The sequence below is a fragment of the Bacillus sp. BML-BC051 genome, from assembly GCF_019656175.1.
Lineage (GTDB): Bacteria > Bacillota > Bacilli > Bacillales > Bacillaceae_G > Bacillus_A > Bacillus_A mobilis.
Genome location: NZ_BPLI01000065.1, coordinates 1 through 11,792 on the forward strand (window position 1 = coordinate 1; position 11,792 = coordinate 11,792).

Genomic DNA, 11,792 nt, shown 5'->3' on the forward strand with positions numbered 1-11,792 from the left:
CTTCAGAAAATAGTTGTAATTCATCTTGAATCGAAAGATTCATAAAAAATGTCACCCTTTCTAGCTAGCTTTTTAGAAAGAATAACGTTTTTTGTCACTTGGGGGTAGTGAAAATTCTTAAGTTGATGGGCATGGGGTCCTACCAACAAAACGCGGAAAACATACGCTAAGCAAATTTCGACATAAAGAAAGCCGATTTTTCCTACGCTAAGGAATCATCGGCTTTTAGTATTATTGAATAAGAGGGCGTAGTGAATGTAGACTTGCTACTTTACTTGCATCAAAGTTGTATTCACCAAGAAAATTAATGTGTTCCCATCCTAACGGAGAAACATGTTTAAGTAAATCTTCTCTCAAATTCCCCTTTTCCTTCAATAATTTTGTTGCTTCTGTAAGATAAACGGTATTCCATACGCTAATAGCATTTATTAGAATATTTAAAGCACTTGCACGTTGTAGTTGGTCTTGTATTCCTCGTTCTCGTAACTCACCTCGTTTTCCAAAGAATAAGGCTCTTGCTAACCCATTCATGGCTTCCCCTTTATTTAGTCCTCGCTGAATTCGACGGCGTAGTGTTTCGTTAGATATGTAATCCAAAATAAAAATGGTCTTTTCGATTCTCCCCATTTCTCGCAAAGTAGTTGCAAGTTTATTTTGTCTCGCATATGACCCTAATTTCCCCATAATAAGTGAACCAGACACTTTTCCTTCTCGAATAGAATGAGCTACGCGCAATACGTCATCAAAATTCTCTTGAATAATTTTAGTATTAATACGACCACGGAGTATATTTTCTAGTTTTGGGAATTCATTAGGCATTTGGATGGTGAATAGCTTAGAGTCAGCTAAATCACGTAGCCTTGGTGCAAAGCGAAATCCTAGTAAATGACTCAATCCAAATACTGAGTCGGCGTAGCCAGCTGTATCTGTAAAATGCTCTTCAATATTTAAATCTGTCTCATGATGAAGTAATCCATCGATAACGTGTACAGCATCACGAGCATTGGTATTAATGACTTTCGTATAAAAGCTTGAAAATTGATCACTAGTAAATCGATAAATGGTTGCCCCTTTTCCAGACCCGTAGTGTGGATTGGCATCGGCATGTAACGATGAAACACCAACCTGTACGCGCATTCCATCAGAGGAAGAGGTACTTCCATCTCCCCAATAGGAAGCTAGTTTAAGCTTATGTTGAAAATTTACTAATGTCGCTTGTGCACGACTTATAGCATCATCGAATAAACGCCATTGCGCTGCATTAGCCATTTGATGATAGGTAACTCCTGGTGTCGCTTCTGCCATTTTAGTAAGACCTATGTTAGTTCCCATCGCCATGAGAGCAGCCATGAGAACTACTTTTTCCTCTCCCTTTGGTGGGCGATTGGTTGAGGCATGTATCAACATTTCATCAAATCCTGTCCAGTGTGCTACCTCCATTAAAAGATCAGTGAGCTTTATTCTTGGCAACATATTATATAAAGACAGGCTAAAAGCTCTCGCTTCTTCGGGTGTATTCTTCTCCAAACGGTCCACTCGGATCTTAGCCTTTTCGATATTTACTCCTTCTAGAGAATCAAGATTATTTGAAACCCATGTAAGGCGTTGAGCTAGTGACTTTCTTCTTTCCTCAATATATTCATCTGCCGATGAACGAACGGCTAGTTTAGTTTCCGTAAGACGAGTTGTTGTCCAATCTTTTTTAGGAACAAGATACTCTTCAAAATCTTTATGAAGTCTACTACCGACTACGGATATGTCGCCTGAACGAATATGATTTTTCAACTCTGTTAGTGCAGCCATCTCATAATAGTGCCGGTTAATTATTCCATCATCACCATAAACATGCTTCTTCCAACGTTTAGGAATAAAATCTACCGGGGCATCATTTGGAATTTTTCTTTTACCAGATTCATTTATTTCATTTAGCGTTTTTAGGGCTTGCAATAATGGCTCTGTACCTTGTGTAGAACGAAATTCAAGAGATTTAAGAAAAGTAGGAGTATATTTTCTTAGATAAGAAAACCGATTTTCTAACAAATCTAGATAATCGTAATCCATCGGTCGGGCTAATTTTTGGGCTTCTTCAACGGAAGAAACAATTTTATCCCACGGCATAATCATTTCAATAGCATTAAATGGATCAAGCCCTTCATTTCGTGCTTGAATAAGTGCAGCACCAATATCTGCAAAATGCACGACTTTTTCATTCACTGCTTTTCCATTTTCTTTTTGCATTTCCTCTTGTGTTTTACGACCCTTTGATTGTAAAATCATCATTTGTCTATCATGAATTTCAATTGCTTGGTCAATTAGATCTTGGCTTAGTGTTACTAGATAGGCAACAAGAATTGCATATTTCTTCATTTCTTTAAATCTTCGAAATGAGTGTGGTTCATACCGTGCTCCAATACGAGATAATTGAAGTAACCGATTGGGATGGATTTGTTCTGTATTTATTTCTAATTTTAATTCTCGAATATATTCTAAGCGCTTTATGACTTTTAAAAAGGCTTCAGGTGAAGATTGGCCGGGAAGCTCCCTCAGCCATGCTAAAGGGGTTTTTCTATTGTCTACAAATGGATCTATAAGTTTATCTAACTTTTGTTTTTGCCATTTGGAAAGAGTACAAGTTAATGATTTAAAAATCCTTTCCTCTGCTCGTTGACGAGTTTCCCAAACAAGCCTTTCTATAGTAGTCATGCCAGGGAGAATAATTTTCTGATTACGTAGTTCTTCTTGTGCTGTACGAAGAAGATACATTGAATTTCCATTTTGAAGGGCATGATTCAAAAGAAACTGAGCTGCCTTGCGATAGTTCCCTAAGGAAAAATTTTGATAACCATAAACTTGACGGATTTCTTCCATATGCTCATGTTTAGTTGGCTCTCGTTGGGCATATAAAGAAAATGAATTAGGATTAACATCTATTTGGCTAGCTATGTATTCGATTATGTAATCTGGAATAGGTCCAACATCTGAAAGGGACCATCCAGGATAGCGTAGAACACATAATTGAACAGCAAAGCCTAATCGATTATGATCTCTTCTGTGTCGTTTAATAATTTCAAGGTCATATTGTGAAAAAGTATAATAAGTTTCTAGTTCACTTTCGCTCATATCAGCTGGAATTCGTACAAATTCCGTTCTTTGATCTTCTGTTAGTAATTCTTTCCCTCTCATGCTACAACTCCTTGCCAGATATCTTTTTCTTATCTAGATAACGGTATAAGGTTGTTGCTCCAATCCCTGTTGCCGTCTTAATTTGAGATAAAGAGTAATCTTTGCTTTCATACATTTTTATAGCAAGTTCTATTTTCTTTAAATCAACTTTCGGTCTTCCTCCGTTTCTTCCCCTAGCTCTAGCAGCCGTCAATCCATCTTTCGTTCGTTCACTGATAATATCACGTTCTAATTCTGCTATGCTGGCCAACATTCTGAAAAAGAAACGTCCCATAGCAGTTGTTGTGTCAATCTTGTCTTGAATGGAGACAAAATGAATTCCCTTTGCTTCAAAATGTTCCATAAGCTCAATTAAATGTTTGGTACTACGACTGATACGATCTAATTTATAGACAACCACCGTGTCGCCTTTACGTAAAACTTTAAGAAGGTCATCTAACTGTGGTCGGTTTTTTTTCTTACCTGATTCTTTTTCTTCAAAAGTCTGGTCCACTCCGTAGTGAGCCAATGCATCAAGTTGTAACGATAATGACTGATCTTGTGTACTGACACGTGCATATCCAAATTTCAACAAGAATCCCCCCTTATTAATGCCTTAACTATACCAAAAAGGGGGTAGAGATAGATATATTGGTCTTTTGATTTTGGTTATATTTTTGGTTATGTATTTAAGTAGTTTTTAAGGTTTTTAGAGAAGTTCTCTATTCATAACCAAAAACGGTCGTTTATGGTGATTTGTCCATGAACTAATGAATTAAATGGCTTTTTTAATTTTGTTCAATAATCGGGCCAGATTGTGGAACAACACTTTTAAAGAAAATTGGATATCTATGTTAAATTTCAGAATAGATGGTAAGGTTATACTTAACTAATGGGATAGTTTAGTTTTAGAAGATAAAATAATAAATCATACTTGACCCTGTACTATGGTACAGGGTTTATTCTGTACTAGGAAGAAAAATTCCTGTAAATAATTGCAGATCAAATAGAGGAGGCAGCAACATGAATCAAAATCATTTGAATACTTCGTTAAAGGACAAGGTGTTACAATCACTTGGTTTGCCAGAAGAAGGATTTGAGGGAAAAATCCGTTTATTGTCTCCTTCAGAAAATAGTATCCGTTTAGACATTCTTCTTTTCATGGCTGAGGGAAAAATCGTCAACATCAATGATTTAACTGCAACAGAGGAACAAATTGATGTCCAATCTGCTCTTCAACGTTTAAGGGAATTGGATTTAATTCACTGGGACCAAAACTCTGGGGATGTGAACGTGGCGTATCCTTTTTCAGGAGTTCCGACTCCACACCGTGTTACATTGGCTGGAATGTTGCCAGCTTATTCCATGTGTGCGATTGATGCCCTTGGCATTCCATCGATGTTTACAGATGCCGTTATTGAATCGGAATGTGCATTTTGCGGTGAAAAGATTACCATCGATGTGAAAAACAACATGCCCGTTGCCAATCCTGATACCGTGGTTGTAGGCTTGGGAACAACGGATGCTGCCGATACCAACGCATGCTGCGATTCTTCTTGCGAATCGAATGAGCCAACGTCCATTTCTACCAGCTGTTGCCCAGCCATTCAATTTTATTGTTCTGAGGAACATTGGCAAAAAGCGAATGAAAAGAATTCAACAACGGCGAAGGACAAGCTGACTCTTGCGGAAGCCTTTGAGGTTGGGGCTGCTGTTTTTGGCGGCACGTTATCTGGCTCTAAGGGTAAGTAAAATCTCATGAATGAAGTAAACTATATATTTACCCTGTACTAAGGTACGTGGTTTATGCTGTAAGTGAGGTGAGACGTATGAAATTTCGTATCGGAGAACTGGCTGACAAGTGCGGTGTTAACAAGGAGACCATTCGATATTATGAGCGTTTAGGCTTAATTCCAGAGCCTGAACGTACGGAAAAAGGATACCGAATGTATTCCCAACAAACGGTCGATCGATTGCATTTCATAAAACGAATGCAGGAATTAGGATTTACCTTAAATGAAATTGATAAATTGCTAGGGGTTGTCGATCGCGATGAAGCGAAGTGTCGTGATATGTATGATTTCACTATTTTGAAGATAGAGGACATTCAACGTAAAATTGAAGATCTTAAAAGGATTGAACGAATGCTGATGGATCTTAAAGAAAGATGTCCCGAAAACAAAGATATTTACGAATGCCCCATTATTGAAACACTGATGAAGAAATAAGAGGTGAAACAGAAATGAAAAACATAATAAAAAGTTCAGGTTGGTTTCTTGTCGCACTCATCACATGCCCGTGTCATCTGTTTTTACTACTTCCGTTGATTGCAGGAACAGCACTGGGATCATACTTCACGGAATTTAAAAATGTTATTTTCATCATGATGGGTCTGTTATTCGTTTTCGCTCTTTTCAAGGGCTGGAGAAAACTTGATCCAGAAACAAAAGAGGAAACAAAGAAAGATACAACCACACATGATTGTTGCAGCATGGAGAAGTTCAAGTCATGAAAGAAAAAGTTTCACAAGTAGCCACTGTATTTTCAGCTTTTGTTATGGCGGGTTGTTGCCTGGGTCCACTAATCTTGATTCCCCTTGGACTCACTGGGTTTGCAGGCGCAATCGCATTCTACTCGTTGAAGTATCGGTTATTGTTCAGCATCGTTACCATTGTCCTTCTTGCGTACTCCTTTTATATGGTTTATGGAAGAAAGGGTAAAAGGAAAAGTTCTGTCATTGGCTTATGGATTACAACGTTCCTTGTTTTTACCATGTTTCTTTTCTTATTTTCAGTTGAAAGTTGACTATAAAAAATGGGGTGTATTATGTGAAAGTACAAATAATCAGGATTATGATGTTGCTATCCCTTATGCTAGTGGTTAGTGCATGCAGTAACGAACAAGAAGTCCAAAAAACTGAAGTATCTAAGAGTGAAGTGAAAACAACTGCTATGAATTCAGAGAAGGATGTAAAAGCTATTACTGAAGCTGAGAAGACGGGGACATTCATGGTTATAGCAGGGATGGATTGCTGCCCGCCATCAGTTGTGGAAGATGCCATTGCACAGGTTGAAGGTGCTGGCAAAACAGCCATTAAAGTTAATGGAAGCACCGCGGAAGTAACGGTTTCTTTTGATGATACGAAAACCAATTTAGATGCAATTAAGACGGAGGTTTCAGACTTGGGTCTCCCCGTCGAATAAAAGGAGGATATTTTTACCATGAAAAAATATCGAGTGAACGTGCAAGGAATGACATGTTCGGGTTGTGAACAGCATGTAGCTGTCGCTCTTGAAAACATGGGTGCAAAAGCGATTGAAGTAGATTTTCGCCGTGGAGAAGCTGTATTTGAGCTTCCTGATGACGTGAAAGTTGAAGACGCGAAAAATGCGATTGCTGACGCAAACTATCACCCGGGCGAAGCAGAAGAATTTCAATCGGAACAAAAGACGAATTTATTGAAAAAATATCGGCTAAACGTTGAAGGAATGACCTGCACTGGTTGTGAAGAACATATTGCGGTTGCTCTTGAAAATGCAGGTGCAAAAGGGATTGAAGTAGACTTTCGTCGCGGAGAAGCACTGTTTGAACTACCGTATGATGTAGACATTGATATCGCGAAAACAGCGATTACTGACGCACAATATCAACCGGGCGAAGCAGAAGAAATACAAGTGCAATCGGAAAAAAGGACAGATGTAAGTTTAAATGATGAAGGTAACTATGATTATGATTACATCATCATCGGTTCTGGTGGAGCTGCCTTTTCATCTGCCATTGAAGCCGTTGCTTTGAACGCAAAAGTGGCTATGATTGAGCGTGGAACGGTGGGTGGAACTTGCGTTAATGTCGGATGCGTTCCTTCTAAGACCTTATTAAGAGCAGGGGAAATCAATCATCTAGCAAAAAATAATCCATTTGTGGGATTACACACTTCGGCTTCAAATGTTGATTTAGCGCCATTAGTAAAACAAAAGAATGATTTAGTAACCGAGATGCGAAATGAAAAATATGTGAATTTAATTGATGATTATGGTTTTGAATTAATAAAAGGTGAAGCAAAATTCGTAAATGAAAATACAGTTGAAGTAAATGGCAATCAAATCACAGCCAAAAGATTTTTAATAGCTACAGGTGCTTCTTCAACTGCACCTAATATTCCCGGATTAGATGAAGTAGATTATTTAACAAGCACTAGCTTATTGGAATTAAAGAAGGTTCCAAATCGTCTTACCGTAATTGGTTCAGGATATATCGGCATGGAATTAGGACAACTATTTCATAACCTCGGGTCAGAAGTCACTTTGATTCAAAGAAGCGAGCGTCTATTAAAAGAATACGATCCTGAAATTTCAGAAGCCATTACTAAGGCCTTAACAGAACAGGGAATTAATTTAGTAACAGGTGCAACCTATGAACGAGTTGAGCAAGATGGAGACATTAAAAAAGTTCATGTTGAGATAAATGGTAAAAAGCGAATTATTGAAGCAGAACAATTGCTAATTGCCACTGGAAGAAAACCAAATACAGAATCATTAAACTTACATGCAGCAGGCGTTGAAGTTGGTTCCCGTGGTGAAATTGTCATTGATGATTATCTTAAAACGACCAATTCCCGAATTTATTCAGCTGGAGATGTCACTCCCGGTCCCCAATTTGTTTATGTAGCTGCTTATGAAGGTGGACTTGCTGCTCGTAATGCAATCGGAGGACTAAATCAAAAGGTCAATTTAGAAGTGGTTCCAGGCGTTACGTTTACTTCTCCATCGATTGCAACGGTTGGTTTAACGGAGCAACAGGCAAAAGAAAAAGGATATGAAGTGAAAACATCGGTATTGCCGTTGGATGCTGTTCCAAGAGCGCTCGTTAATCGGGAAACAACAGGTGTTTTCAAATTAGTGGCAGACGCGAAAACATTGAAAGTGTTAGGGGCGCATGTAGTGGCAGAAAACGCAGGAGACGTAATTTATGCAGCAACATTAGCTGTGAAATTCGGTTTAACTGTTGGAGATCTGAGAGAAACGATGGCTCCATATCTAACAATGGCAGAAGGATTGAAGCTGGCTGTCCTAACTTTTGATAAAGATGTTTCGAAATTATCTTGCTGTGCTGGATAAGTTAGAAAAAAGATTCCTGATTATTGCTCAGGAATCTTTTTTCTGTTTTATGAATAAGGTTTTCCGTACTTTGCCAAATTAACTTTAAACTGTTTAAGGAAATGAAATATTTATATAGCATATTTGTTTTACACGGTTTATTATGTCAACAATCTGTGCACTTTGGTTAAGTCTTCTTGCTATTGAAATCTATAAAACTTACTTAATAAAAAGGATTGAGTTTCTCTACAAATTATCGAGGAATGACTAATGGTGGCAGAGGAATAAATCCCTTTTTAACAGCCATTGAGTCAGTGGCTAGGTGCAACGATTTGCACGATGATAATTACGAATAAATGCATCACTTACGTCTGCTCGATGGCTCGAAATTGCCCCAGTATTCCAAAGTCCATAAATCCCTGTACGGCGAAATAATGTCCAATGAGTATCTTCTGGTCATCTATAAACAGGCGTTTGAATATCTCCTAGTTCCTTAACTGTTTTTGATTCCGAAATAGCATTATATGGAGCTGGAACAGTGTAACCAAGACGAATTAAAATTTGATATAACTCTGTTAGATTGGGTTCGCATACATCCCGACGATAGATTTCCATAAGTTGTTTTAATTGAGGATTCTTTAAAATCTGAATGTATAAATTACATTACCCCAAGCAAACCCATTCGCGAAGGTAGCCTTGGGTTACCATATAATACTCGCTAGTATCAAGGAAACGGTTTTCATGTCGAGTTTATTATAGAAATGTTGCAATAACACCATTTTAAAGATGATGTTACTTCTATCTCCTGATTAAACTTTGTATTTAAATTATAAAATTGCACTTGACCTTCCCCTAAGGTGAACGTTGTAAACTCTAGTTAATTCAGTGATGGTCTTCCAGTTAACGAAAAGGGGGGAGATAATGGAGGATTTAACGATTGGTCAACTAGCCCAACAAACAGGAGTCAGTCGAAAAGCCATTCGACTGTATGAAGAAAAGGAATTGATACTGCCTTCTATAAAGCGTAGCGAAGGTAATTACCGCGTTTATAACCAAGAGCATGTGTTTTGTATCAATGGTATTAAACAACTCCGATCATTAGGCGTATCACTGGAGGAAATGAAAGATTTAATAGTGATTTTCGAAAAAAATACGGTGGAGATAGAACCGCATCTACAACATTTGTTAAAAGATAAACTGACCAAGATAGACGAACAAATCAACGAACTACAAAAGTTGCGTAAACACATTGAATCGTACCTTGATTCCCCGAAAGAGGCATTCAATCAAATGGAGGGATTTAAACAATGAAGAATAAAACAGAACTCAAAAAATTTTATGAACTATTGTTAGCTAAGCTGCCTAAAGAATCAGTGCCTATTCTTCGGACAATTTTTTTCTCCATTCGTGATGGGCAGGCAGTTACAGAAAGTTCTTTAATAAATCAAACGGGAATTAATACAAAAACAGTTCAGTCAGTAGTGAAGATATTAGCCCAACGGCAGATGATCGTTCGGGAGGCGGATCAAAAAATAGTAGGGGCATTGGGCTTATCGATTATACCGACTACTAACCAGATTCATTTAGGAGGACGAACTTTATTTGCCTGGTGTGCAATATCGACATTGGAGCTGTCAACTGCTCTGGTTGCTGATGTCGATATACATTCCCGTTGTGCGTACACAGGTGAACCGATTGAGGTAACTGTCCGAAATGGAAAATTAGCAAAAACAACTCCTGATTCAACAGTAATCTGGACAGTGCCGTTTGATTCTGAGGCTCCATGGGCCGGAGGAACATGTAAACAAATTCACTATTTTAGCTCAGTTGAGCATGCAAACAAGTGGAAAGAAGAACATCCAAAATTGCAAGGGGAAATTATGACTTTGGAACAAGCTCTCTCTTTTGGAAACGAATTGAAAAAATTTTTATCATAGGGTAGAGCCCATGAAGTTTCAAAAATCAGACAAGCTATGAAAAGGATGCTTTTATCGGTCAATTAGTCCAACAAATGGAGTTTTTAGGTAATGAAAAGTAATATCGAAAATAATAATAGGAACAAAAAATAACAAAGGAGGAAAAAGACATGAAAACTGAAATTCAGGAAATCGTAACCCGACTTGACCAACAGTCGAACAAGGGAGAGGGAGGAGAATCCATGAAGTGGCTGTTTCGCCCGTTGTTACAAATGCTAGCAGGGGGGGAGTCTGTCACCATTGAAGATATGGCGACAACGACCGGAAAACCTGTTGAAGAGGTGAAGAAAGTTCTCCAGTCTCTGCCAAGCGTGGAAATCGACGAACAAGGCCGTGTCGTTGGTTTAGGTCTTACCCTTATCCCTACCCCTCACCACTTTACGGTTGATGGGAAGCAACTATATGCCTGGTGCGCCCTTGACACACTTATATTTCCAGCACTCATCGGTCGTTCGGTCAACATCGAGTCACCCTGTCACAGCACCGGAGAACCTATACGGTTGAATGTGGAACCGGACCACATTGTAAGCGTGGAACCTTCCACTGCCGTTGTCTCAATCGTGACGCCAGATGATATGTCCTCGATTCGTACGGCATTCTGCAACGAAGTCCATTTCTTCAGCTCACCGAATGCAGCCGAAGACTGGCTTGACCAACATCCAGGGGGAAAAGTGTTATCTGTAGAAGATGCCTTTGAACTGGGTCGCCTAATGGGGACGCGTTACGAGGAATCTAGACCTGCCAATGGGTCATGCTGTGACATTTAGTCGCAAGTAACCACGATACCAGAAGGAGCCACAGGTCTGAAAGATGAAACCCAGGGCCAGCTCAGGACAGGTTTCCCTCTTTTATACCTGATTTCTTATATCTCTGACCGCTAACTACGCGAAGTATGCAAAGGTGGTAAAACCTACAAAAATACCCGGTATTTCTGTACTAAGGAGCCGATCCGTATATGCCATGGTACCGGAGTATTTATTCGATGCTACGATTGAAGGCTTTAAAGACGGAAAAACAGTACAAAAATACAGTTAAAATCCATAAATCATGGAGGTATTGAATAAAAAAATTCATCATTCTAGGAGGGAAAAATATGCAAACATTAATCTGTCCTGCTTGCGGATGTTCCCTCGTACGACTAGGGATTGAAAAAGATAGGGCAGCTGTGTACAAATATAAGTTTACGAGAAGACCTGCTAAAACATATTTCTCCATTGGGATGGGAACATATTAATTTTCTTGGCGAATACACATTTGATATGAAGAAAGTAGCAAGTTTATATTCACTACGCCCTCTTATTCAATAATACTAAAGGCCGATGATTCCTTAGGTAGGGAAAATCGGCTTTTTTCCTCCCAAAATTCTCTTAGCGTATGTTTTCCGCGTTTTGTTGGTAAGACCCCATGCCCATCAACTTAAGAATTTTCACTACCCCCAAGTGACAAAAAACGTTATTCTTTCTAAAAAGCTAGCTAGAAAGGGTGACATTTTTTATGAATCTTTCGATTCAAGATGAATTACAACTATTTTCTGAAGAACTGTATCGTCATTTAACCC

12 protein-coding genes and 2 pseudogenes are annotated in these 11,792 nt (G+C 38.7%); 12 read left to right on the forward strand and 2 right to left on the reverse strand.

The window, feature by feature from the left end; all coding sequences use genetic code 11:
- Window positions 1-231: 231 nt before the first annotated feature.
- Together K5S59_RS23805 and K5S59_RS23810 are read right to left on the reverse strand one after the other, a co-directional pair.
- Entirely contained in the window at window positions 232-3,183 is a 2,952-nt protein-coding gene (locus K5S59_RS23805; protein ID WP_046199625.1) for a Tn3 family transposase, read from the reverse strand.
- Between the two features lies 1 nt (window position 3,184).
- On the reverse strand, window positions 3,185-3,754 hold the full coding sequence (locus K5S59_RS23810; RefSeq protein WP_000668443.1) for a recombinase family protein: 570 nt from the start codon (window positions 3,752-3,754) through the stop codon (window positions 3,185-3,187).
- Between the two features lie 431 nt (window positions 3,755-4,185).
- On the opposite strand from K5S59_RS23810, the gene K5S59_RS23815 reads away from it, so the two are divergent.
- From K5S59_RS23815 to K5S59_RS23865, 12 genes and pseudogenes are all read left to right on the forward strand, one after another.
- Complete coding sequence (locus K5S59_RS23815; protein WP_001073002.1) at window positions 4,186-4,914, forward strand: organomercurial lyase MerB3; 729 nt, start codon at window positions 4,186-4,188, stop codon at window positions 4,912-4,914.
- A gap of 77 nt (window positions 4,915-4,991) precedes the next feature.
- The gene (merR1, locus tag K5S59_RS23820) at window positions 4,992-5,390 is read left to right on the forward strand and encodes a mercury resistance transcriptional regulator MerR1 (protein ID WP_000672080.1); all 399 of its coding nucleotides are present in this window, start codon (window positions 4,992-4,994) and stop codon (window positions 5,388-5,390) included.
- Window positions 5,387-5,674, forward strand: a complete 288-nt coding sequence (merE, locus tag K5S59_RS23825) for a mercury resistance MerE (RefSeq protein ID WP_254912385.1) — start codon at window positions 5,387-5,389, stop codon at window positions 5,672-5,674. Before merR1 ends, merE begins: the two co-directional genes overlap by 4 nt.
- A complete protein-coding gene (gene merT, locus K5S59_RS30525; RefSeq protein ID WP_000660891.1) occupies window positions 5,671-5,967 on the forward strand; it encodes a mercuric transport protein MerT in 297 nt (98 codons plus the stop codon). Before merE ends, merT begins: the two co-directional genes overlap by 4 nt.
- Window positions 5,968-5,990: 23 nt before the next feature.
- Window positions 5,991-6,365 carry a mercury resistance system substrate-binding protein MerP gene (gene merP, locus K5S59_RS23835; RefSeq protein ID WP_000867937.1) on the forward strand — a complete coding sequence of 125 codons (375 nt, stop codon included), beginning with the start codon at window positions 5,991-5,993 and terminating at the stop codon, window positions 6,363-6,365.
- Between the two features lie 18 nt (window positions 6,366-6,383).
- Window positions 6,384-6,563, forward strand: a pseudogene (locus tag K5S59_RS30750) (heavy-metal-associated domain-containing protein); the annotation flags it as partial.
- Window positions 6,564-6,620: 57 nt separating this feature from the next.
- On the forward strand, window positions 6,621-8,279 hold the full coding sequence (merA, locus tag K5S59_RS23840; RefSeq protein WP_033665599.1) for a mercury(II) reductase: 1,659 nt from the start codon (window positions 6,621-6,623) through the stop codon (window positions 8,277-8,279).
- 900 nt (window positions 8,280-9,179) lie between these two features.
- Window positions 9,180-9,569, forward strand: coding sequence for a mercury resistance transcriptional regulator MerR2 (gene merR2, locus K5S59_RS23845; RefSeq protein WP_000389892.1), 390 nt, complete (start codon window positions 9,180-9,182; stop codon window positions 9,567-9,569).
- Window positions 9,566-10,195 carry an organomercurial lyase MerB2 gene (gene merB2, locus K5S59_RS23850; RefSeq protein ID WP_000792368.1) on the forward strand — a complete coding sequence of 210 codons (630 nt, stop codon included), beginning with the start codon at window positions 9,566-9,568 and terminating at the stop codon, window positions 10,193-10,195. The genes merR2 and merB2 overlap by 4 nt, the downstream gene beginning before the upstream one ends.
- A gap of 149 nt (window positions 10,196-10,344) precedes the next feature.
- Entirely contained in the window at window positions 10,345-11,001 is a 657-nt protein-coding gene (locus tag K5S59_RS23855; protein WP_000845541.1) for an organomercurial lyase MerB1, read from the forward strand.
- 326 nt (window positions 11,002-11,327) lie between these two features.
- Window positions 11,328-11,468, forward strand: a complete 141-nt coding sequence (locus tag K5S59_RS23860) for a hypothetical protein (RefSeq protein ID WP_162493026.1) — start codon at window positions 11,328-11,330, stop codon at window positions 11,466-11,468.
- Window positions 11,416-11,541, forward strand: a pseudogene (locus K5S59_RS23865) (hypothetical protein); the annotation flags it as partial. The gene K5S59_RS23860 and the pseudogene K5S59_RS23865, both read left to right, overlap by 53 nt.
- Window positions 11,542-11,792 lie beyond the last annotated feature (251 nt).

Coding starts and splice junctions, on each gene's coding strand:
- merR1 (WP_000672080.1), top strand. CDS start 4,992: ATGAAATTTCGTATCGGAGAACTGGCTGACAAGTGCGGTGTTAACAAG.
- K5S59_RS23855 (WP_000845541.1), top strand. CDS start 10,345: ATGAAAACTGAAATTCAGGAAATCGTAACCCGACTTGACCAACAGTCG.
- K5S59_RS23860 (WP_162493026.1), top strand. CDS start 11,328: ATGCAAACATTAATCTGTCCTGCTTGCGGATGTTCCCTCGTACGACTA.
- merB2 (WP_000792368.1), top strand. CDS start 9,566: ATGAAGAATAAAACAGAACTCAAAAAATTTTATGAACTATTGTTAGCT.
- merT (WP_000660891.1), top strand. CDS start 5,671: ATGAAAGAAAAAGTTTCACAAGTAGCCACTGTATTTTCAGCTTTTGTT.
- K5S59_RS23805 (WP_046199625.1), bottom strand. CDS start 3,183: ATGAGAGGGAAAGAATTACTAACAGAAGATCAAAGAACGGAATTTGTA.
- merR2 (WP_000389892.1), top strand. CDS start 9,180: ATGGAGGATTTAACGATTGGTCAACTAGCCCAACAAACAGGAGTCAGT.
- K5S59_RS23815 (WP_001073002.1), top strand. CDS start 4,186: ATGAATCAAAATCATTTGAATACTTCGTTAAAGGACAAGGTGTTACAA.